The 22,726-nt window shown below is 60.4% G+C and carries 20 protein-coding genes; 14 read left to right on the top strand and 6 right to left on the bottom strand.

The window, feature by feature from the left end; all coding sequences use genetic code 11:
• The first annotated feature begins 72 nt into the window (after positions 1-72).
• From QMZ29_RS17270 to QMZ29_RS17245, 6 genes are all read left to right on the top strand, one after another.
• A complete protein-coding gene (locus QMZ29_RS17270; RefSeq protein ID WP_025304167.1) occupies positions 73-1,368 on the top strand; it encodes an MFS transporter in 1,296 nt (431 codons plus the stop codon).
• Positions 1,368-2,858 (top strand): FGGY-family carbohydrate kinase, encoded by a 1,491-nt coding sequence (locus tag QMZ29_RS17265; protein ID WP_282980745.1) that lies wholly within the window; start codon positions 1,368-1,370, stop codon positions 2,856-2,858. Before QMZ29_RS17270 ends, QMZ29_RS17265 begins: the two co-directional genes overlap by 1 nt.
• Positions 2,855-3,511 carry a 3-keto-L-gulonate-6-phosphate decarboxylase UlaD gene (gene ulaD / locus QMZ29_RS17260; protein ID WP_197824422.1) on the top strand — a complete coding sequence of 219 codons (657 nt, stop codon included), beginning with the start codon at positions 2,855-2,857 and terminating at the stop codon, positions 3,509-3,511. The genes QMZ29_RS17265 and ulaD overlap by 4 nt, the downstream gene beginning before the upstream one ends.
• Before the next feature lies 1 nt (position 3,512).
• A complete protein-coding gene (locus QMZ29_RS17255; protein ID WP_261426766.1) occupies positions 3,513-4,373 on the top strand; it encodes an L-ribulose-5-phosphate 3-epimerase in 861 nt (286 codons plus the stop codon).
• Positions 4,367-5,062: an L-ribulose-5-phosphate 4-epimerase gene (gene araD, locus QMZ29_RS17250; protein ID WP_049199294.1), complete on the top strand. Its 696-nt coding sequence runs from the start codon at positions 4,367-4,369 to the stop codon at positions 5,060-5,062. The genes QMZ29_RS17255 and araD overlap by 7 nt, the downstream gene beginning before the upstream one ends.
• A 142-nt stretch (positions 5,063-5,204) precedes the next feature.
• Positions 5,205-5,903 carry an RluA family pseudouridine synthase gene (locus QMZ29_RS17245; RefSeq protein WP_261426762.1) on the top strand — a complete coding sequence of 233 codons (699 nt, stop codon included), beginning with the start codon at positions 5,205-5,207 and terminating at the stop codon, positions 5,901-5,903.
• 7 nt (positions 5,904-5,910) lie between these two features.
• Here the strand turns inward: QMZ29_RS17245 and QMZ29_RS17240 are convergent, their stop codons facing one another.
• Positions 5,911-6,450, bottom strand: coding sequence for a DUF2058 domain-containing protein (locus QMZ29_RS17240; RefSeq protein ID WP_025304173.1), 540 nt, complete (start codon positions 6,448-6,450; stop codon positions 5,911-5,913).
• Between the two features lie 316 nt (positions 6,451-6,766).
• On the opposite strand from QMZ29_RS17240, the gene QMZ29_RS17235 reads away from it, so the two are divergent.
• From QMZ29_RS17235 to QMZ29_RS17225, 3 genes are all read left to right on the top strand, one after another.
• Positions 6,767-7,744, top strand: a complete 978-nt coding sequence (locus QMZ29_RS17235) for a DUF1852 domain-containing protein (protein ID WP_193402926.1) — start codon at positions 6,767-6,769, stop codon at positions 7,742-7,744.
• A 25-nt stretch (positions 7,745-7,769) separates the two neighbouring features.
• On the top strand, positions 7,770-8,801 hold the full coding sequence (locus QMZ29_RS17230) for a methionine synthase (protein WP_049206152.1): 1,032 nt from the start codon (positions 7,770-7,772) through the stop codon (positions 8,799-8,801).
• A gap of 187 nt (positions 8,802-8,988) precedes the next feature.
• On the top strand, positions 8,989-10,338 hold the full coding sequence (locus tag QMZ29_RS17225) for an MFS transporter (protein ID WP_049206153.1): 1,350 nt from the start codon (positions 8,989-8,991) through the stop codon (positions 10,336-10,338).
• An 82-nt stretch (positions 10,339-10,420) separates the two neighbouring features.
• On the opposite strand, the gene mscS is transcribed toward QMZ29_RS17225, so the two are convergent.
• Positions 10,421-11,287, bottom strand: a complete 867-nt coding sequence (mscS, locus tag QMZ29_RS17220; protein ID WP_025304177.1) for a small-conductance mechanosensitive channel MscS — start codon at positions 11,285-11,287, stop codon at positions 10,421-10,423.
• Between the two features lie 205 nt (positions 11,288-11,492).
• Here mscS and QMZ29_RS17215 point away from each other — a divergent pair, with 205 nt between their 5' ends.
• Entirely contained in the window at positions 11,493-12,161 is a 669-nt protein-coding gene (locus tag QMZ29_RS17215; RefSeq protein ID WP_025304178.1) for a DUF1345 domain-containing protein, read from the top strand.
• 55 nt (positions 12,162-12,216) lie between these two features.
• Here QMZ29_RS17215 and fbaA read toward each other — a convergent pair whose 3' ends face one another.
• The 4 genes from fbaA to QMZ29_RS17195 all read right to left on the bottom strand — a co-directional run bounded on the left by fbaA (position 12,217) and on the right by QMZ29_RS17195 (position 16,934).
• Complete coding sequence (gene fbaA / locus QMZ29_RS17210; protein WP_025304179.1) at positions 12,217-13,296, bottom strand: class II fructose-bisphosphate aldolase; 1,080 nt, start codon at positions 13,294-13,296, stop codon at positions 12,217-12,219.
• 116 nt (positions 13,297-13,412) lie between these two features.
• Complete coding sequence (gene pgk / locus QMZ29_RS17205) at positions 13,413-14,576, bottom strand: phosphoglycerate kinase (protein WP_025160206.1); 1,164 nt, start codon at positions 14,574-14,576, stop codon at positions 13,413-13,415.
• A gap of 70 nt (positions 14,577-14,646) precedes the next feature.
• Positions 14,647-15,663, bottom strand: a complete 1,017-nt coding sequence (epd, locus tag QMZ29_RS17200) for an erythrose-4-phosphate dehydrogenase (protein ID WP_004931582.1) — start codon at positions 15,661-15,663, stop codon at positions 14,647-14,649.
• Positions 15,664-15,974: 311 nt separating this feature from the next.
• Complete coding sequence (locus QMZ29_RS17195; RefSeq protein ID WP_269149643.1) at positions 15,975-16,934, bottom strand: LysR substrate-binding domain-containing protein; 960 nt, start codon at positions 16,932-16,934, stop codon at positions 15,975-15,977.
• Between the two features lie 82 nt (positions 16,935-17,016).
• Here QMZ29_RS17195 and QMZ29_RS17190 point away from each other — a divergent pair, with 82 nt between their 5' ends.
• The 4 genes from QMZ29_RS17190 to QMZ29_RS17175 all read left to right on the top strand — a co-directional run bounded on the left by QMZ29_RS17190 (position 17,017) and on the right by QMZ29_RS17175 (position 22,723).
• Positions 17,017-18,102, top strand: coding sequence for a tartrate dehydrogenase (locus tag QMZ29_RS17190; protein ID WP_025304181.1), 1,086 nt, complete (start codon positions 17,017-17,019; stop codon positions 18,100-18,102).
• 364 nt (positions 18,103-18,466) lie between these two features.
• Positions 18,467-20,077, top strand: coding sequence for a BCCT family transporter (locus tag QMZ29_RS17185; protein WP_261426749.1), 1,611 nt, complete (start codon positions 18,467-18,469; stop codon positions 20,075-20,077).
• A 26-nt stretch (positions 20,078-20,103) separates the two neighbouring features.
• The gene (locus QMZ29_RS17180) at positions 20,104-21,228 is read left to right on the top strand and encodes an aromatic ring-hydroxylating oxygenase subunit alpha (protein ID WP_025304183.1); all 1,125 of its coding nucleotides are present in this window, start codon (positions 20,104-20,106) and stop codon (positions 21,226-21,228) included.
• 46 nt (positions 21,229-21,274) lie between these two features.
• Positions 21,275-22,723, top strand: coding sequence for an NAD-dependent succinate-semialdehyde dehydrogenase (locus QMZ29_RS17175; protein ID WP_173888415.1), 1,449 nt, complete (start codon positions 21,275-21,277; stop codon positions 22,721-22,723).
• The last annotated feature ends 3 nt before the right edge of the window (positions 22,724-22,726 follow it).

Here is a 22,726-nt window from a genome sequence, read left to right as displayed (position 1 = left end):
GCCCTTGCGCCCAAATTAAGCAAAACAATAACGCCCGACCCTACAAAAAAGTGAACATCGAAAGAGGTCCTTATGAATACAGCCTCCGTTTCCGTCAGCCAAAGCCAGGCTATTCCCAAGCTCCGCTGGCTGAGGATCGTGCCGCCGATCCTCATCACCTGCATCATTTCTTACATGGATCGGGTCAACATCGCCTTCGCCATGCCCGGCGGCATGGATGACGAACTCGGCATCACCGCCTCGATGGCCGGGCTGGCCGGCGGCATCTTCTTTATCGGTTACCTGTTTCTGCAGGTGCCCGGCGGCAAGCTGGCGGTATACGGCAACGGCAAGAAATTCATCGGCTGGTCACTGTTGGCCTGGGCGGTGATCTCGGTGCTGACCGGGCTGGTCACCAACCAGTACCAGCTGCTGTTCCTGCGCTTCGCCCTCGGCGTTTCCGAAGGCGGCATGCTGCCGGTGGTGCTGACCATGATCAGCAACTGGTTCCCGGATAAGGAGCGCGGCCGCGCCAACGCCATCGTCATCATGTTCGTGCCGATCGCCGGCATTCTCACCGCCCCGCTGTCGGGTTGGATCATCACCGCCTGGGACTGGCGCATGCTGTTTCTGGTGGAGGGGGCTCTGTCGCTGGTGGTGATGGCGCTGTGGTACTTCACCATCAGCAACCGGCCGCAGGAAGCCAAATGGATCTCGCAGGCGGAGAAAGAGTATCTGGTGAAGACCCTGCACGACGAACAGCTGCTGATCAAAGGAAAAACGGTGCGCAACGCCTCGCTGCGCCGGGTGCTGGGCGATCGGATCATGTGGCAGCTGATCCTGGTGAATTTCTTCTACCAGACCGGTATCTACGGTTACACCCTGTGGCTGCCGACCATTTTGAAAGGGCTGACCCACGGCGATATGGAGCAAGTGGGCCTGCTGGCTATCTTGCCCTATATCGGCGCCATCTTCGGCATGCTGATCATCTCCACCCTCTCCGATCGCACCGGTAAGCGCAAAGTCTTCGTCGCCCTGCCGCTGGCCTGCTTTGCCGCCTGCATGGCGCTGTCGGTGCTGCTGAAGGATCACATCTGGTGGTCTTACGCTGCGCTGGTCGGCTGCGGCGTATTCATTCAGGCGGCGGCCGGGGTGTTCTGGACCATCCCGCCCAAATTGTTCAACGCCGAAGTGGCCGGCGGCGCGCGCGGCGTGATCAATGCGCTGGGCAACCTCGGCGGCTTTTGCGGCCCGTATATGGTCGGCGTCCTGATCAGCCTGTTCAACAAGGATGTCGGCGTCTACAGCCTGGCGGCCTCGTTGGCGATCGCCTCCGTGCTGGCGTTGATGCTGCCCAATAAATGCGACCACAGCGCGAGGAGCGAATGATGGAATATTGGCTGGGGCTCGACTGCGGCGGCACCTTCATCAAGGCGGGATTATACGACCGCAGGGGCCATGAACACGGCGTTGCGCGGCGCAATCTGGCGATCGTCGCGCCGCAGCCCAGCTGGGCCGAGCGCGATATGGCATCGCTGTGGCGCACCGCCGCCGACGTGATCCGTGAAGTGCTGTCCGCCAGCGGCGTCGCTGCCGGCGCCATCCAGGCCATCGGCATCTCGGCGCAGGGTAAGGGGGCGTTTCTGCTGGATAAGCAGGGGCAGCCGCTGGGTAACGCCATGCTCTCTTCCGATCAGCGCGCGCTGGCGCTGGTGCAGGAATGGCAGCGACAGGGCGTGCCGCAGGCGCTGTATCCGCAAACGCGCCAAACGCTGTGGACCGGGCACCCGGTTTCGCTGCTGCGCTGGCTGAAGCGGCATCAGCCGGAACGTTACGCCCGCATCGGCAGCGTGCTGATGGCGCACGACTACCTGCGCTATTGCCTGACCGGCGAGCTGGCCTGCGAAGAAACCAATATCTCCGAATCCAACCTGTATCAGATGCGCAGCGGACGCTATGACCCGGCGCTGGCGCAGCTGCTGGGTATCGGCGACATCATGCCCGCCCTGCCGACGATTGTCGGTTCGGCCGAGATCGCCGGGCGCGTCGAGGCAAACGCCGCGGCCATCACCGGCCTGCAAACCGGCACTCCGGTGGTCGGCGGGTTGTTCGACGTGGTGTCCACCGCGTTGTGCGCCGGCCTGCAGGACGAAACCCGGCTCAACGCGGTGATGGGGACCTGGTCGGTCACCAGCGGCATCACCGACGCCATCATCGAGGGTTTCGATCATCCCTTTGTCTATGGCCGCCACGCCGAAAACGGCCAATACATCGTGCACGAAGCCAGCCCCACTTCCGCCGCCAACCTGGAGTGGTTCTGTCACCAATGGGGGCTGCAGGACTACGACCAGCTTAACCGCTGGGTCGCCGCCCTGCCGAAAGCCGCCGGCGATCTGCTGTTCGCCCCTTTCCTGTATGGCTCCAACGCCGGCCTGGGGCTGAGCGCCAGCTTCTACGGCCTGCAGGCCTTCCACCAGCGCGAGCACCTGGTGCAGGCGATCTACGAAGGCGTGGTGTTCTGCCACATGACGCACCTTAACCGTATGCGCCGGCGTTTCCCTGAGGCGCAGGCGCTGCGCGTGACCGGCGGCCCCGCCAAATCCCGCCCCTGGATGCAAATGTTCGCCGACGTCAGCGGCCTGCCGGTTGAGCTGCCGCAGGTGGAAGAAACCGGCTGTCTGGGCGCGGCGATGGCGGCCATGGTCGGCAGCGGCGTCTTCAACGATTTCACCGCCGCCCAGCACCGGCTGGCGCCGCGTATCGAGCGGCTGCTGCCTGATGCGGCCGCCGCCGAAGCTTACGACCACAAACACCAACGTTATCAGGCGCTGATTGCTGCATTGCAAAATCTGCAGCCCGCCAACAAGGAGGCCCCATGAGCACGAAACCGCGCCTGCAGCTGGCGCTCGATCAAACCCGTTTGGATACGGCGCTGCGCACCGCCGAGACCCTCAGCCCCCATGTGGACATCATCGAGGCCGGTACCATTTTGTGCATCAGCGCCGGTATTCAGGCGGTTAGCGCGCTGCGTGAACGCTGTCCGCAGCACACGCTGGTGGCCGATCTCAAGGTGGCCGACGCCGGTGCGACGCTGGCCGATCAGGCCTTCGGCCAGGGCGCGGACTGGATGACGGTGATCTGCGCCGCGCCGTTGGCCACCATGGCCAGCGCGCGGGAGGTCGCCGAGCGTCACGGCGGTGAAATCCAGATCGAACTGTTCGGCCGCTGGACATTGGAGGATGCGCGGCAATGGCGCGGCCTCGGCATTCGTCAGGCGATCTATCACCGCGGCCGCGACGCGCAGGCCAGCGGGCAAACCTGGGGCCGGCAGGATCTGGATCGGATGAAGGCGCTGTCCGATCTGGGCATCGAGCTGTCGGTGACCGGCGGCATCACGCCCGCCGACCTGCAGCTGTTTAAAGAAATCGCCGTCACCGCCTTTATCGCCGGCCGCGCGCTGGCCGAGGTCGGTGATCCGCCGGCGGCCGCCAGGCAGTTCCGCACCGCCATCGATGACATCTGGAGATCATGATATGCGTCAGCACCCGTTGGGAATTTACGAGAAAGCGCTGCCGAAACACCTGAGCTGGCCCGAACGCCTGGCGCTGGCCAAGGCCTGCGGCTTCGACTTCGTCGAAATGTCGGTGGACGAAAGCGATGAACGTCTGGCGCGCCTGAGCTGGAGCAAGGCGCAGCGCCTGGCGCTGGTGGACGCCATGCTGGAAACCGGCATTCGCATCCCGTCGATGTGCCTCTCCGGCCACCGGCGCTTTCCGTTTGGCAGCCACGATCCGGCGCTGCGACAGCGCGCCTTCGACGTGATGGAACAGGCCATTCAGCTGGCCCAAGACGTCGGTATCCGCACCATCCAGCTGGCCGGCTACGACGTGTATTACGAAGAGCAGGACGAGGGGACGCTGGCGCGCTTTAGCGAAGGCATGCAGTGGGCGGTAGACCGTGCCGCCGCCGCCCAGGTGATGCTGGCGGTGGAAATTATGGACACCGCCTTTATGAACTCAATCGGTAAATGGAAAGCCTGGGATGCCCTGCTGGCCTCGCCGTGGTTCACGGTGTATCCGGACGTCGGCAACCTCAGCGCCTGGGGCAACGACGTGCCGCGTGAATTGGAGCTGGGCATCGATCGCATCGCCGCCATTCACCTGAAAGACACCTACCCGGTCACCGCCGCTTCGCCGGGGCAATTCCGTGACGTGCCGTTTGGCGAAGGCTGCGTCGACTTCGTCGAGGTGTTTCGCACGCTGCAGCGCCTCAATTACCGCGGCGCATTCCTGATTGAGATGTGGACAGAAAAAGCCGAGGAGCCGGTGGCCGAGATCGTTCAGGCCCGCCGCTGGATCGAACAGAAAATGCAACAAGGGGGCATGGCATGCTAACTCAGTTAAAACAACAGGTGCTGGAGGCCAATCTCGATCTGCCGCGCCATAAGCTGGTGACCTTTACCTGGGGCAACGTCAGCGCGGTGGATCGCGAACGCGGTCTGGTGGTGATCAAGCCGTCAGGCGTTGAATACGAGCATATGACGGCGGAGGATATGGTGGTGGTCGATCTGGCCAGCGGCCGCACCGTCGAGGGGGCAAAAAAACCGTCGTCGGACACCGCCACCCATCTGGCGCTGTACCGCGAATTTGCCGATATCGGCGGCATCGTCCACACCCATTCGCGCCACGCTACCATCTGGGCGCAGGCCGGGCTGGACATCCCCGCCTGGGGAACCACCCACGCCGACTATTTTTATGGCGCTATCCCCTGCACTCGCCTGATGACCCAGGATGAAATTGAGCACGATTACGAACTGGAAACCGGCAAGGTGATTATCGAAACCTTCCGCCAGCGCGATATCAATCCCAACGCGATCCCGGCGGTACTGGTCAATGCCCACGGCCCCTTCGCCTGGGGCAAAGACGCCCACAACGCGGTGCATAATGCGGTGGTGCTGGAAGAAATTGCCTACATGGGCATTTTCTCGCGCCAGCTGACGCCGGGCATTCACAGCATGCAGCGCGAGCTGTTGGACAAACACTACCTGCGCAAACACGGCCAAAATGCCTACTACGGGCAGTAGAGCGCCGGGGACTTAACCGTGGCACCCGATGCTTTGCCGCATCGGGTGCCAACGGGCATGAGGCGCAGTGTAACGAAAACCGCATTCGCTCATCGACGCGAAATTCGCTATCATCCGCACCCCCCCTCCAGCCGGCCGCCCGATGTCTACGATCACCGATACCTTTATCGCCCCGCCATGCCATGACCAAATAGAGATCCTCTATCAGGACGATCATCTGGCGCTGATCAATAAACCGGCCGGGCTGCTCAGCCTCTCGGGCAAGAATCCGCAGAATCTCGATTCGGTACACCACCGGCTGGTACAGATCTTCCCCGGCTGCGCCCTGGTGCACCGCCTGGATTTCGGCACGTCCGGGTTGATGGTGGTGGCCCGCAACAAGGCCGCCAACGCCGCGCTCTGCCGGCAGTTCAGCGAGCGCACCGTCAGCAAAGTGTACAGCGCGCTGCTTTGCGGCCATCTGGCGGATAACGAAGGGGTCATAGACGCGGCGATCGCCAAAGATCCGGCGCTGTTCCCGCTGATGTCGATTTGCGCCCTTCACGGCAAGCCCGCCCGCTCCCGCTATCGGGTCGTCGAGCGTTTTTATCGTGAAACGGAAGGCGGGATCTCGCTGCCGCTGACGCGGGTGCAGCTCACCCCAGAGACCGGGCGCACCCACCAGCTGCGTATTCACAGCCGGCAGTTGGGCCACCCTATTTTAGGCTGTGATCTGTACGGCGGGCGCCTGCTGCCGGGGACCGAGCAGACGCCGCGGCTGATGCTGCACGCCAGCGAGCTGGACTTTATGCACCCCATCAGCGGAGAGCGGATCGCCGCTCGTCACGCCGCGCCGTTCTGAACGCGGCTTACCACATCAAATCGTCGGGCACTTTAAAGTCGGCGTACGGATCGTCTTCATCCTGCTCTTCCTGACTCAGCGCGCTGTGCAACACAATGCTGGCCGCATCGCGCTGCGCGATTTTATCGGCGACGCTCGCGGGGATAATCGCGTATTCACACTCTTCCCGGTTCTCGACCACCAAGCGGGCAATGGCGAGACGGCCATTGATCAGCTGAGTCTGCGTCGCCTTATCCACCAGGATTTTCTTGATCAGGTTGCCGTCGGTGAAGTTGAAACCGATATCACCTTTCGCCAGAACGATGCGGTTCATCTCGATCAGTTGCTTCACCTGCGCCTTGTATTCTTTGGACAGCGCGGCTTGCTTTTGCTGCTCGTTCAGCGCTTTATCGCGCTCAAGCTGCGCCTTTTTATTCTCTTCCACCGCCTCTCTGGCCTCACGGGCCTGAACGCGTGATTTTTTAGCCGTTCTTTGGACTTTGGCCATTTTCTTGCTGGTTACCAAGCCCGCTTTGAGCATCTGCTCTTGTAAGGTGAGTTTTGTCATGTTCGTGTCTGAAGCCGTGGGATCATGGGGGGATTATACCCGTAATTTTTCAGGCTGCACCAGGTTGCCGGCCCGGTACGTTGGCGGTTTGCGCTGCAGGGCAACGGCGATAAACCGACCCGAACGCCAGATCATGAATAGCGCTCATGTGGTAATGAAATTAAGTCTCTTTCACTCCCTGCGGGACTCTGGCAAAAATAGACCTCATTAAAGACAGACAATATGAAATCGGCTGAATGAAAAAAGAGAAAAACAACCCATTGAAAGAAATGGATAAATCCAGCCTTCATATCATATAACAGGATGCTATAAGACGATGAATAGAGACTTTACCTTTACGATTAAGAGCAGTTCTTTCAATGAAGATTATAACCCTTCTGAAAGTACGCGTATCACCACCAACTTCGCCAATTTGGCCAGAGGGGAAAACCGCCGGGAGAACCTGCGCAACACGCTGGTGATGATTAACAACCGCTTCAATTCGTTGGCGCATTGGGATAACCCCAAGGCCGACCGCTATTCGGTCGAACTTGAAATCATTTCGGTTGAGATGCGCGTTGAAGATCGGGGTGCCAGCTTCCCGGTGATCGAAATCCTGAAAACCAACATCATTGATAAAAAAACGCAAAAGCGTATCGAGGGCATCGTTGGGAACAATTTCTCCTCTTACGTGCGCGACTACGACTTTAGCGTCTTGCTGCCGGCGCACAATAAAAACACGGCGGAATTTACCATTCCGGATGATTTCGGCGATTTGCACGGCAATATCTTTAAGCACTTCGTCAATTCAAACGAATACCATGAAAATTTCAGCAAACCGCCGGTGATCTGCCTCAGCGTGTCCAGCAAAGACACCTACCATCGGACGGGCAATCAACACCCGGTGTTGGGCGACGAGTATCGGCAAGACGGCGCTTCGCTGACCGACCGGTATTTTAAAAAAATGGGCCTGCAGGTGCGCTACTTCATGCCGAAAAATAGCGTCGCGCCCCTGGCGTTTTATTTCCCCGGGGATTTGCTGAGCGATTACACCGATCTGGAACTGATCGGCACCATCAGCACGATGGAGACCTTCCAGAAAATTTATCGGCCTGAAATTTACAATGCCAACTCGGCGGCGGGGCAATGCTATCAGCCAAGCCTGAATAACCAGGATCATTCATTAACCAAGATTGTTTACGATCGCGAAGAGCGTAGCCAGTTAGCGATTGAGCAGGGGAAATTTACGGAAGAGCAATTTATCAAACCCTACAAACCTCTTCTTGAGCAATGGTCTGCTCACTACGCGCTTTGATTCACTCAAATACAGGTCATCTATTATGAAAATATTGCTCCCTACGTCGACCGCCGGCAGCTTGCCCAAACCTGTCTGGCTGGCCCAACCGGAAACCCTGTGGTCGCCTTGGAAATTGCAGAATGAAGAATTAATCGAAGGGAAACAGGACGCCTTGCGTTTGTCGCTGGCAGAGCAACAACAGGCCGGCATTGATATCGTCAGCGATGGCGAGCAAACGCGCCAGCACTTCGTCACGACGTTTATCGAACACCTCAGCGGCGTCGATTTCGAGAAACGCGAAGTGGTTAAAATCCGCAATCGCTACGAGGCGAGCGTGCCAACCGTTGTGGGGGCGGTCTCGCGCCAAAAACCCGTTTTCGTTGAAGACGCCAAATTTTTACGCCAGCTGACCAAGCAGCCGATTAAATGGGCCCTGCCGGGGCCGATGACCATGATCGACACGCTTTATGACAACCACTATAAAAGCCGCGAGAAATTGGCCTGGGAGTTCGCCAAGATCCTCAATCAGGAAGCTAAAGAGCTCGAGGCCGCCGGCGTCGACATTATTCAGTTTGATGAGCCCGCATTTAACGTGTTCTTTGACGAGGTGAATGACTGGGGCATTGCCGCCCTGGAAAGAGCCATTGAAGGGCTTAAGTGTGAAACCGCCGTACATATCTGCTATGGATATGGGATTAAAGCCAATACCGACTGGAAAAAGACGCTGGGCTCGGAATGGCGGCAATATGAAGAGGCGTTTCCGAAACTGCAAACGTCCAACATCGATATCATCTCCCTGGAGTGCCATAACTCGCACGTGCCGATGGACCTGCTTGAACTGATCCGCGGCAAAAAGGTGATGGTCGGCGCCATCGACGTAGCGAATCATGCCATTGAGACGCCAGAGGAAGTGGCCGCTACGCTGCGCAAAGCGCTGCAGTTTGTCGATGCCGACAAGCTCTATCCGTCGACCAACTGCGGCATGGCCCCCCTGCCCCGTCAGGTCGCCCGCGGCAAGCTGAATGCGTTAAGCGCAGGTGCCGAGATCGTGCGCCGAGAGCTGTTAGCCAAATAACCTTGCCAGCGCCCGCCACAGGCACCTCCTGTGGCGGGCGATTATCATCAATTCCCCCTCCCCGCAACGTCCCCGCTCTGGTGTATACTCGGATTTCTACGCGATGCCAGCCACAGCGGTTTTGGTTCAGGCCTGGCCTGAACAGCCCTCAGCCAGCCCACACCAGCCGAATAACAGTGGAATAACCATGAGCCCAAATACCGCTCGCATCAGCGAAATCATCGATCGCGCCAGGATCTCCCCCTACCAAATCCTGATCCTCACCCTGTGTTTCCTCATTGCCCTGCTGGACGGTTTCGATACCGCCATCATCGGCTATATCGCCCCGGCGCTGCGCGAAGAGTGGGATCTGCTGCCCGCTCAGCTCTCTCCCGCCTTCGGTGCGGGGCTGTTCGGCCTGCTGATCGGCAGCCTGCTGTTCGGGCCGATCGCCGACGCCTTCGGCCGCAAACGCGTGCTGCTCGTCGCGGTGCTGGTGTTTGGCGGCTGCACCCTGGCTTCGGCCTACACGCATTCGATCGAATCCCTGACCCTGCTGCGCTTCATCACCGGCATTGGCCTCGGGGGCGCAATACCAACTTGCATCACCCTCAGCTCGGAGTACTCACCGGCGCGCCGCCGCATGCTGATGGTCACCTTGAGCTGGAGCGGCTTTACCGCTGGGTTAGCCCTGGGCGGCCTGCTGGCCGGGCAGATTATCCCGGCGTTCGGCTGGCGCGGCCTGCTGCTGGTCGGTGGCATCGCGCCGTTGGCGCTGCTGCCGCTGTTGGCCTGGCAGATGCCCGAATCAGTACGCTTTATGGCCGCCAGCGCCAAACATGCCGATCGGCTGCGCCGGGTGGTCGAGCGTATCACCGGCCAGCGTTGGGCCGGTGTGACGATTGTCGATGACGAGCGTCCGGCGCAGATCAAATCACCGATCTCGCATCTGTTTATCGAAGGGCGCGCCGTGCGCACCCTGCTGCTGTGGGCGGCGTTCTTCTGTTCGCTGTTCGTGTTCTACCTGCTCACCAGCTGGTTGCCGACGATACTCAAAGACGCCGGTTTCGATATCGCCCACGCCTCGCGCATCGGCGCGATGGTGCCGCTCGGCGGCACCCTGGGCGCCATTCTGATGGCGCTGCTGATGGATCGGGTCGGGCCCTACCGCGTGCTGGCCGTCTCCTACCTGGGTGCCGCGCTGGTGATTGGCGCCACCGGGTATCTGATGGGCGACGTCTACACGCTGGCCGCCGTCGTGTTCCTTATCGGCTTCGGCGTGGCCGGCGCGCAGAACGGCCTGAACCTGGTTTCCGCCACCCTTTACCCGACCGCAGCCCGCGTGACCGGCGTCAGTTGGGCCATGGCCAATGGCCGCTTTGGTTCGATCGTCGGCTCGATGCTCGGCGCCTGGATGATGACCGCCGCCGGCTCGACGGAGGTGTTCTTCCTCTGGCTGGCGCTGCCGGCGCTGTTGGGCGCCGCCGCCATCTTCCTGCTTTATCGCCTCAGCCTGCGCCGCCGCGTGCCGCTCACGGAGCCGGCAGCGGACATCTGACCGCCCTAAAAGAAAAGGCCGAGACGCCATCGGTAGCGTCTCGGCCTGCAGTAAAAAAAGGGGGCCAAGGCCCCCTTCTGTGTTATTCCGCCTTGGCGGAAGCGTCTTCAGTGCGATACAGGTGCACGTCCATCTGCGGGAACGGAATGCCGATGTTGTGGGCATCCAGCGCGCGCTTGAAGTTTTCCATCAGATCGAAGTACACGTTCCAGTATTCCGCATTGGTGGTCCAGGAACGGGTCACAAAGTTCAGGGAAGATGGCGCCATCTCGTTCAGACGCACAGTCACGCCTTTAGCGTGCATGATGCGCTTGTCGGCGGCGATCACATCGCCCAGCACCTTCTTCACCACGTCGATATCGGCGTTGTAGGCCACGCCTACCACGATATCCACACGGCGGTTCGGCTCGCGGGAGTAGTTGATGATGTTGCCGGCGATGATTTTACCGTTTGGCACCACGATGGTTTTGTTGTCTGCGGTGCGCAGGGTGGTGGAGAAAATCTGCACCTGATCGACGGTACCGGCCACGCCGCCCAGATCGACATATTCACCCACGCGCAGCGGGCGGAAGATCACCAGCAGCACGCCGGCGGCGAAGTTAGACAGCGAGCCTTGCAGCGCCAGACCGACGGCCAAACCGGCGGCACCCAGCACGGCGATCACCGAGGTGGTCTGCACGCCGACGCGCCCCAGCACCGCGATGAAGGTGAACGCCAGCACGCCGTAACGTACGATCGCCGACAGGAAGTCTGCCACCGTGGCGTCGATGCCGCGCAGTTTCATCACGCGGTTCAGCGCATTGCCGACCACGCGGGCCACGATCGAACCGATGATCAGGATAACGATGGCGGCGACGATATTCACCGCGTACTGGATCAACAGATCCTGGTTCTTCACCAACCAGTTGCCGGCACCGTTGATGCCGTCTACTACATTCAAATCTTTCATTCGTGTCGTCCTAACTCAGTCCCTAACGGGAGAAACTCGCAAAAATACACTGGCCTCGGCAGCCAGTAGGAAACCACCGCCTAAGGGTAACCAACATTAAAGGCTCATGCCAACCGTCAGCGTTAAAAATAGCCGAAACCGCCCGCCGCGTCTTCTATGCTGAAAACAGCGCGTTGGCTATTTCACGACAAGGGATCCGTTCTTCATGCACATTCGCTCTTCGCTCAAACACTATTGGCAAGTGCGGCCCAGGCTGCTGTTTTCCGTCGGCGCCGGGCTGCTGTGCTTTCTGCTGCTGCCCGCCCAGCTCTCGTTGCTGCAGCGCCTAATGATCGGCTGGAATACGCTGGCCTGGCTCTATCTGCTGTTTCTCTGGCGGCTGATGCTGGTCAGCACACCGCAGCACATTCGCCAGATCGCTCGGCGACAGGATGAAAGCGCCAGCACGGTGTTGGCGCTGGTCAGTTTCGGTTGTCTGGTAAGCATTCTGGCGATCCTGTTCGAATTGAGCAGCGCCAAACAGGCCAGCGACTCGCTGAAAACGCTACATCTGGCGTTAACCGGCGCAACGCTGGCAGTCTCCTGGCTGCTGCTGCCGACCGCCTTCACCATGCACTATGCCCATCAGTTTTACCGTCAGGGCGCGCAGCAGGATCCTTTGCCGCTGCTGTTTCCCGGCAATCTCACCGAGCCGACCTATCTGGACTTCGCCTACTTCTCCTTCACCATCGCGGTCGCGTCGCAAACGGCCGACGTGGCGGTCGGCGCCGCGGAGGTGCGTAAAATCGCGCTCGTGCAGTCGGTTATTTCGTTCGTGTTCAACATGCTGATCCTGGGCCTGTCGATCAACGTCGGTGCCGGCCTGCTGGGCTGAAAACGAAAAAGGCTCCCCGCAGGGAGCCTTATGCACGTGCAACAGGTGCCGAAGATTACAGAACGTCTACCGCGTTCAGATCTTTGAAAGCCTGCTCCAGACGCGTCACCATGCTGGTCTGCGCTGCGCGCAGCCATACGCGTGGATCATAGTATTTCTTGTTCGGCTGATCGGCGCCTTTCGGGTTGCCCAGCTGGCCCTGCAGGTAAGCTTCGTTCGCTTTGTAGTACTGCAGGATGCCATCCCAGGTCGCCCATTGGGTGTCGGTGTCGATGTTCATTTTGATCACGCCGTAACCCACAGACTCTTTGATCTCTGCGTCGGTAGAACCGGAACCGCCGTGGAACACGAAGTTCAGGCTGTTGTGCGGCAGGTTGAATTTCTTGGACACGTAGTCCTGAGAATCACGCAGGATGGTCGGAGTCAGCTTAACGTTGCCTGGCTTGTACACGCCGTGCACGTTACCGAAGGAAGCAGCGATGGTGAAGCGCGGGCTGATGGCGTTCAGTTTTTCGTACGCGTAAGCCACGTCTTCCGGCTGGGTGTACAGAGCGGAAGCGTCCATATGGCTGTTGTCCACGCCATCTTCTTCACCGCCGGTGCAGCCCAGTTCGATTTCCAGCGTCATGCCGATTTTGGCCATGCGCTTCAGGTAGGCGCTGCAGATCTCGATGTTTTCTTCCAGAGATTCTTCAGACAGATCGATCATATGGGAAGAGAACAGCGGTTTGCCGGTAGCGGCGAAGTGCTTCTCGCCGGCGTCCAGCAGGCCGTCCAGCCATGGCAGCAGTTTCTTCGCGCAGTGGTCGGTGTGCAGGATCACCGGCACGCCGTAGTGTTCAGCCATCTGGTGAACGTGGTGTGCGCCAGAGATAGCGCCCAGAATCGCTGCGCCCTGAGGCACATCGGTCTTCACGCCTTTGCCGGCGATGAATGCGGCGCCGCCGTTGGAGAACTGAACGATAACCGGCGCGCGCACTTTAGCCGCGGCTTCCAGCACTGCGTTGATGGAGTCGGTACCCACGCAGTTTACCGCTGGCAGCGCAAAGTTGTTCTCTTTAGCAACTGCGAAGACTTTCTGAACGTCATCACCCGTGATGACACCCGGTTTTACGAAATCAAAAATTTTAGACATGTTACTTTGTCCTGTTTCGTCGGCCGTAGATGGATGTAAATCGATGTTTTCACGCCGCGCAGCGTGAGCCGCGCGGTATAAAACAAACGGGCGGCTTTCGCCTCCCGTTGTCTGAATTACTGCTTAGCGCGCTCTTCCAGCATCACGACTGCAGGCAGCGGTTTCCCTTCAACGAATTCCAGGAATGCGCCACCGCCGGTGGAGATGTAGGAAATTTTGTCAGCGATACCGAACAGATCGATGGCTGCCAGAGTGTCGCCGCCGCCAGCGATAGAGAAAGCGTCGCTATCGGCGATCGCGCGGGCGACAATTTCGGTGCCCTTACGGAAGTTAGGGAACTCGAATACGCCAACCGGGCCATTCCACAGAATGGTCTTGGCGTTCTTCAGGATAACGGCCAGACGCTCGGCAGAGACGTCGCCCATATCCAGAATTTGCTCGTTGTCCTGGATCTCGTTGGCCTGCTTCACGGTCGCGGTCGCGGTTTCAGAGAACTCGGTCGCCACGCGCACGTCGGTCGGAACCGGGATGTCGCAGGTTTCCAGCAGTTTCTGCGCGTTCGGGATCAGATCCGGTTCGTACAGGGACTGGCCCACGTTGTTGCCCTGCGCCGCCACGAAGGTGTTGGCGATGCCGCCGCCGACGATCAGCTGATCGGCGATTTTGGACAGGGAATCCAGCACGGTCAGTTTGGTGGAGACTTTAGAGCCGCCCACGATGGCGACCATCGGACGGGCCGGGTTGCCCAGGGCCTTGCCCAGCGCTTCCAGCTCGGCGGACAGCAGCGGGCCGGCACAGGCGACAGGCGCGAACTTGCCCACGCCGTGGGTGGAAGCCTGCGCGCGGTGCGCGGTGCCGAACGCGTCCATCACGTACACGTCGCACAGCGCCGCGTATTTCTTGGACAGGGTTTCGTCGTCTTTCTTCTCGCCCTTGTTGAAGCGAACGTTTTCCAGCACCACCAGTTCGCCTTCGGCGACGTCGACGCCATCCAGATAATCCTTCGCCAGACGCACTGGGGATTTCAGATGATCTTTCAGGTAGTTGACCACAGGCAGCAGGGAGAATTCTTCGTTGTACTCGCCTTCGGTAGGACGACCCAGGTGGGAGGTTACCATCACGCGGGCGCCTTGCTTCAGCGCAGCTTCGATAGTCGGCAGGGAAGCGCGGATACGCGCGTCGGAAGTCACTTTACCGTCTTTTACCGGCACGTTCAGATCGGAGCGGATCAGTACGCGTTTACCCGCCAGATCCAGATCGGTCATCTTAATTACAGACATGGTGAACCCTCTTTATTGAATCTCTATAAAATTGCCTGAGCAGCGCGCCCATCACGCCGGCGCCGCCGTACTAGAAACCGCTGGCGGCCATTGCCCGTGTTGTATCCAACATCCGATTGGCAAAGCCCCATTCATTGTCGCACCAGACCAAGGTCTTTATCAGGTGCTGCCCGCTGACCCGGGTCTGCGTACCGTCGACGATAGCGCTGTGCGGGTCATGGTTAAAATCGATCGAGACCAATGGTAATTCCGTGTAGTCAACTATACCACGAAATGATTCCCGTGCGGCCTTTTGCAACAGCTGGTTGACCTCCGCCACCTTCACCGCGGCGCTCACGCTGACGCTAAGATCGATAGCCGTCACGTTGATGGTCGGCACGCGCACCGAGATAGCCTCGAAGCGATCGCAAAACTGCGGGAAGATGCGGGTGATGCCCGCGGCCAGCTTGGTATCGACCGGAATGATCGACTGGCTCGCCGCGCGGGTGCGCCGCAAATCCGCGTGATACGCGTCGATCACCGGCTGATCGTTCATCGCCGAGTGAATGGTGGTCACGGTGCCGGACTCGATGCTGTAGGCGTCGTCCAGCAGCTTGATCACCGGAATAATGCAGTTGGTGGTGCACGAGGCGTTGGACACGATGCGGTGTTCCGCCAGCAGCGTCTGATGGTTGACGCCAAACACGATGGTGGCGTCCAGATCGTTGCCGCCCGGATGGGCGAACAGCACTTTCTTCGCCCCCGCCGCCAGATGGGCTTCGCCATCCGCCCGGCTGCCGTACACGCCGCTGCAGTCCAGCACCACGTCGACGCCCAGCTCGCCCCAGGGCAACTGCTCCACCGCCGGCTGGTGCAACAGGCGAATCGCGTCGTCTCCGACGCTCAGCGTGTCGCACTCTTGCCGCACATCCCACGCAAAGCGGCCGTGGCTGGAATCGTACTTCAGCAGATGGGCCATGCCTTCGGCGTTCGCCAGCTCGTTGATCGCCACCACGGAGATTTCCGCCCGTCGTCCCGATTCGTACAGTGCGCGCAATACGCTGCGGCCGATGCGGCCAAAGCCGTTTATCGCTATGCGGATGGTCATGCTGCTCCTGAAAAAGGGCCGTCCACGCCGGGTGACTCACCGGCGCCGCCCGGCGCTGACTGGTTGTCTCACTAACCCGCATAGAGTAGTGGATCGTACCGCCCGCTGTGAATCGCCGAGTTTGCATTATTCCCGCGCTTCAGCGGTTTTTCACCGCCGTCACATCGGCATTTCTGTTGAAGAGTGCTTCAACTGAAACGCTTCAGCTGAGCATAAACCAAAGTTTTGGCAAAAGGAACAGGTGCGACAGTTCCTCAGGTAACGGAGGGGAGTTTTACGAGCATAAGATGATCTGGCGCACATTTTTGGCCTCAAGACCGCGACGAATTTTCGCTCGCCGGCCCCGTTTCGCCGTAGTGCTCACGAAAATAGTCGCGCAAAAATTCGACCGTCACCCGCACTTTCGCCGACGTTGCCAGCCGGGAAACGTACACCGCCCAGATGTTGGCCGGCTGATAATACTCCGGCAGGATGTGCACCAATCTGCCGCTGTCGATGTTCTCTTTTACGTCCCAGGCGGAACGCAGCGCAACGCCCTGCCCGTCCAGACACCACTGGTGCACGATCTCGCCGTGGTTCGACGCCAGCGCCCCCGTCACCTTCACCGTCTCTTCGCCGCCCGGCCCCTGCAGCCGCCACAGCCCGAACGGGTGATCGCGTTCCTTGATCACCAAACAGGTGCGGCCCGCCAGCTCCGCCGGGTTTTTCGGCACGCCGTGGCGCTGCAGGTACGCCGGCGAAGCGCACAAGATGCGCTGATTGTCCGCCAGCTTGCGCGCAATCAGATTGGGAGCGATATCGTCGCCGATGCGGATATCCAGATCGAACCCTTCGCTGACCAGATCCACCAGCCTATCGGACACGTCGAGCCGCAGCTCCAGCTGCGGGTACTGCCGCGCCAGCGCCGACAGCGCCGGCGCCACGAAACGCCGGCCGAAGCCGAAGCTGCTGACCACGCGCAGCATGCCCTGCGGCGCCTGACGCACCTCGGACAGCTCGTCCATCATCTGATCGACGTCGTTGAGAATGCGCTGCGCCCATTCGTAGATGCGTTCGCCGTCTTCGGTGATCGCCACTCGCCGCGTGGTGCGGTGCAGCAACGACACGTCCAGCGCTTTTTCCAGCAACGCAATGCGTTTGCTGATAAAGGCCGGCGACACGCCCAGCTCTTCGGCGGCGGCGGCAAACCCGGCGCGGCGCGCCACCAGCACGAACACCCGCAGGTCACTCAGGATCGGCATATTGTTCATGATTCGTGTTTTATGTTTCACCGTTTTCAGGGTTGATTAACAGTTAGTCAATTATAGGATAAGAGTGTTGTCAATCTCCCCTACCTACAAATGAGACCTCTGTATGAGCAAAACCTATAAAATTGCCGCCATCCCCGGGGACGGTATCGGGCGGGAAGTGTTGCCGGAAGGCATACGAGTGTTGCAAGCGGCGGCGGCGCGCTGGGATCTGTCGCTGGAATTCGACACTTTCGAGTGGGCCAGCTGCGACTACTACCAGCACCACGGCCAGATGATGCCGGACGATTGGTTTGAGCAGCTCAAGGGCTTCGATGCCATCTACTTCGGCGCCGTCGGCTGGCCGGATACGGTGCCCGATCACATTTCGCTGTGGGGGTCGCTGTTGAAATTCCGCCGCGACTTCGAGCAGTACGTCAACCTGCGCCCAGTACGGCTGTTTCCCGGCGTGCCCTGCCCGCTCGCGAACAAACAGCCGGGCGATATCGATTTCTACGTGGTGCGCGAAAATACCGAAGGGGAATACTCCTCGCTCGGCGGACGGATGTTCGAAGGCACTGAACGCGAGATGGTGATCCAGGAATCGGTCTTCACCCGTCAGGGCGTGGACCGCATCCTCAAGTACGCCTTTGAGCTGGCGCAACAGCGCCCGCGCAAGCGCCTGACCGCAGCCACCAAGTCCAACGGCATGGCCATCAGCATGCCGTACTGGGATGAGCGCGTGGCGGAGATGGCGCGCCGGTATCCGGACATCGCCTGGGACAAGCAGCACATAGATATTCTATGCGCGCGCTTCGTGCTGAACCCCGAACGCTTCGACGTGGTGGTGGCCTCCAACCTGTTCGGCGATATTTTGTCTGATCTCGGCCCGGCCTGCACCGGCACTATCGGCATTGCGCCGTCGGCCAACCTGAACCCGGAGCGCAACTTCCCGTCGCTGTTCGAGCCGGTGCACGGCTCGGCGCCGGACATTTTCGGCAAAAACATCGCCAACCCGATCGCCATGATCTGGAGCGGCGCGATGATGCTGGACTTCCTCGGCGACGGCGATGCCCGTTACCGCCAGGCACACGACGGCATCCTGCAGGCGATCGAGCGCATCATCGCCGACGGGCCGCGCACGCCGGATATGCGCGGCGATGCCTCCACTCAGCAAGTCGGCCAGGCGATCGCCGCCCTGCTGCAACGCTAAACACCGCTGATTTTCCTGCGCAGGGCGCGTTTTCGCGCCCTGCTTTGCCATGTCCGCTTTTCCGCTTCGATCGCCGCCGCAAATCCGTTGAAAACCACCGCAGAAAGCACGCCAATACCCCGGCCAAGATCACAACAAATTGTTTACATACTGTGTTTTATCCTTTTACAGATGCCCCAATTGTGGCCCTCCCGTAATTTGTGCACACTCAAAAATGTTAATGAAGAGTAAACATTTCCGGTGGCGTTCTGCCGGGGCGGTTGCTCCTCGCGGTGTAACAAAACAAAGGGTTCAAACCAATAAGGCCCGGGCGCACCCTACGCTTCGCGCACCGGCCCACCACCGATAACAGGAGTTCACTCCCATGCAGAGCACCCCTAAAAAGGATGTCACGCTCATCGCCATCAGCCTGTGCAGTATTGCGCTGATCGCCATTTGCCTGATGCTCTTTCCAGCTCAATCCGCGCTTATCGCCAACACCATTTTCAACGGCGTCACCCGGCTGTTCGGCTCAACCATTCAAATCCTGGTGCTGATCGCCCTGCTGGTGGTGCTGTATCTGGCGTTGAGCAAATACGGCAACATCCGCCTCGGCGAAGGCAAACCGCAGTACTCCACGTTAGCCTGGCTGTTCATGTTCATCTGCGCTGGCCTGGGCTCGTCCACCCTGTACTGGGGGGTGATGGAATGGGCGTATTATTACCAGACGCCGGGGCTGAACATCGCGCCGCGCACCCCGAAGGCGCTGGAATACAGCATCAGCTACTCCTTCTTCCACTGGGGCCTGAGCGCCTGGGCGACCTATGCCCTCGCCTCGCTGATCATGGCCTACCACTTCCACGTGCGTAAGAACAAAGGGCTCAGCCTATCGGGGATCATTTCCGCCATCACCGGTGTGCGCGCCAACGGCCCGATCGGGCGGTTGGTGGATCTGATCTTCCTGGTCGCCACCGTCGGCGCCCTCACCATTTCACTGGTGCTGACGGCCTCTACCTTTACCCGTGGGCTGACGGCACTGACCGGCATCCCGGACAATTTCGTGGTGCAGGCGACGGTGATCCTGCTGGCCGCGGTGATCTTCTGTCTCAGCTCTTACATCGGCATCGACGGCGGCATGCAGCGCCTGAGCAAAATGGTCGGCTGGGGCGCCTTCGCCTTCGCCGGGCTGGTGCTGCTGGTCGGCCCGACCGAGTTCACCATCAACAACACCATCAACGCCATCGGCCTGACGGCGCAAAACTTCCTGCAGATGAGCCTGTTCACCGATCCGATGGGCGACGGCAGCTTCAGCCGCAGCTGGACGGTGTTCTACTGGCTGTGGTGGATCTCCTATACCCCGGGCGTGGCGATGTTCGTCACCCGCGTCTCGCGCGGCCGCAAGATTAAAGAGGTGATCTGGGCCTTGTTGCTCGGCAGCACCCTCGGTTGCTGGTTCTTCTTCGGCTCGCTGGAAAGCTACGCCATGCACCAGTTCATCAGCGGGCAGCTCAACGTGCCGGAGATCCTCAGCATCCAGGGTGGCGAAACCGCCGTGCAGATGCTGCTGACGGCGCTGCCGCTCGGCAAGCTGTTCCTGGCCGCCTATCTGTTCATCATGATCATTTTCCTGGCCTCGCACATGGACGCGGTGGCCTACACCATGGCCGCCACCAGCACCCGCAACCTGCAGGAGGGGCAAGATCCCAGTCCGATGCTGCGCCTGTTCTGGTGCGTGGTGATCACCCTGATCCCGCTGTCGATCCTGTTTACCGGCGCCTCGCTGGACACCATGAAAACCACGGTGATCCTGACCGCGCTGCCGTTCCTGCTGGTGCTGCTGGTGAAAACCTACGGCTTTGCCCGCTGGCTAAAGCAGGACTACGCGGCCATCCCGGCGCACCTGATCGAAAGCAGCCCGCCGGCGCTGCCCGAAGCACCGGCGGCCGCCGAACTCCCCGCTCCATCGTCGTATCAACCGCGCCCTATGGCGAAATGACAATAAGAAAAGAGGAAGGTTAACTTATGAGCACTCTGATCCCTGAATTTACCTTACCGAAAGATTTCTGCGCCGACGCCCGCGAGGCTTACACCATTCCAGCCCGGTTCTATACCCACCAGGCGGCGTTCGAGCACGAAAAAGAGCAGGTGTTCGCCACCAGCTGGATTTGTGTGGCGCACCGCAGCGAGCTTGCCCAACCGAACGACTACATCACCCGCGAGATCATCGGTGAAAACATTCTGGTGGTGCGCGGCCGCGACAACGTGCTGCGCGCCTTTTACAACGTCTGCCCGCACCGCGGCCACCAACTGCTGGCGGGCGACGGCCGGGCGAAGAACGTCATCACCTGCCCTTATCACGCTTGGGCGTTCAAGCTGGACGGCGAACTGGCGCACGCGCGCAACTGCGAAAACGTGCAGAACTTTGATAAGGAAAACTCGCACCTGATGCCGGTGCGGGTCGAAGAGTACGCCGGGTTTATTTACGTCAATCTGGACTCGCAGGCCGGCACGGTGGAAGACCAACTGCCGGGCCTCGGCGCCAAAGTGCGCGAGGCCTGCCCGCAGGTCGACGATCTCAAGCTGGCGGCACGCTTCGTCACCCGCACTCCGGCCAACTGGAAGAACATCGTCGACAACTACCTCGAGTGCTACCACTGCGGCCCGGCACACCCCGGCTTCGCCGACTCGGTGCAGGTCGATCGCTACTGGCACACCCTGCACGGCAACTGGACGCTGCAGTTCGGCTACGCCCGCCCTTCCGAGCAGTCGTTCAAGTTTGAAGAGGGAAAAGAATCCAGCTTCCACGGCATCTGGCTGTGGCCGTGCACCATGTTCAACATGCCGCCGCTGGAAGGCATGATGACGGTGATCTATGAGTTCCCGGTCGATGCGGAAACCACCCTGCAGCACTACGACATCTACTTCACCAACACCGATTTGAGCGACGAACAGCTCAAACTGATCGACTGGTACCGCGACGTGTTCCGCCCGGAAGATTTGCGGCTGGTGGAAAGCGTGCAAAAAGGCCTGAAGTCGCGCGGCTATCGCGGCCAGGGGCGCATCATGGCCGACGGCGCCGGCAGCGGCGTCAGCGAACACGGCATCGCCCACTTCCACAACCTGCTGGCGCAGGTTTATCAACCTTGATGCGACGGGGCCCGCGGGCCCCTTTCCCCTGACTTGTGAGGTTCTTGTGAAAATTTCCGATCGGGCGCTATTCCGCCAACAGGCATATATCAACGGCCAATGGCGCGACGCCGACAACCAGGAAACCCTGCCGGTGAGCGATCCCGCCACCGGCCGGCCAATCGGCAGCGTGCCCAACATGGCGACGGCCGAAACCGAACAGGCGATCGACGCCGCCCAGCAGGCGCTGGAAGGCTGGCGCGCGCTGCCGGCGCAACAGCGCGCGCAGCTGTTGCGCCGCTGGTTCGAACTGATGCTGGAGCACCAGCAGGATCTGGCCAACCTGATGACGCTGGAGCAAGGCAAACCGCTGGCGGAATCGCTGGGTGAGATCCGCTACGCAGCCTCCTTTATCGAATGGTTCGCCGAACAGGCCAAGCGCGCCAACGGCGACATCATTCCGTCGCCGAGCAGCGATAAACGCCTGATGGTGCTGAAACAGGGCATCGGCGTGTGCGCGGCGATCACGCCCTGGAACTTTCCGGCGGCGATGATCACCCGCAAGGCCGCGCCGGCGCTGGCGGCCGGCTGTACGCTGGTGGTCAAACCCGCCAACGAAACCCCTTATTCAGCGCTGGCGATGGCCGAACTGGCCGAGCGCGCCGGCATTCCCGCCGGGGTATTCAACGTGGTGACCGGCAACTCGCAGGCGATCGGCGCCGAGCTGACTCGCCACCCGCAGGTGCGCAAACTCAGCTTTACCGGCTCCACGCCGGTGGGCAGGCTGCTGATGCGCCAGAGCGCGGACACCATCAAGAAAGTGTCGCTGGAGCTGGGCGGCAACGCGCCGTTCATCGTGTTTGACGATGCGGACATCGATGCCGCGGTGGAAGGCGCACTGATCGCCAAATACCGTAACGCCGGGCAGACCTGCGTCTGCGTCAATCGGTTCTACGTGCAGCGCGGCGTTTACCCGCAGTTCGCCGAGAAGTTTGTCGCCCGCGTGGCGGCACTGCAGGTCGGCAATGGTTTCGAACCCGGCGTGCAGATCGGCCCGCTGATCAACCGCAAGGCGTGCGACAAGGTGCTGGAGCTGCTCGATGACGCGCTGAGCAAAGGTGCTCAGATGCTGACCGGCGCCACGCCGCACGCGCTGGGCGGCAATTTCTTCACGCCGACGGTGCTGGGGGACGTTCAGCCCGGCTCGCTGCTGCTGGAAGAGGAAATCTTCGGCCCGGTCGCGCCGCTGGTGGTGTTCGATGACGAAGCCGAGGCGATCCGTCAGGCCAACGACACCATCTACGGCTTGGCCGCCTACTTCTACACCCGCGATGCGGCGCGCATCTGGCGCGTTTCGGAACGGCTGGAGTACGGCATGGTCGGCATCAATACCGGGCTTATCTCCAACGAGGTGGCGCCGTTCGGCGGGGTGAAACAGTCGGGGCTGGGGCGTGAAGGCTCCGAATACGGCATCGAAGACTATCTGGAGCTCAAATACCTGTGCCAGGCGGTATAACTT

Origin of the sequence: Serratia sp. PF-27 (assembly GCF_030053255.1) — a bacterium.
Taxonomy (GTDB): Bacteria; Pseudomonadota; Gammaproteobacteria; order Enterobacterales; family Enterobacteriaceae; genus Serratia; species Serratia bockelmannii.
The sequence above is the reverse complement of the archived record's forward strand: the minus strand, read 5'-3'. Positions and strand labels throughout refer to the sequence as shown.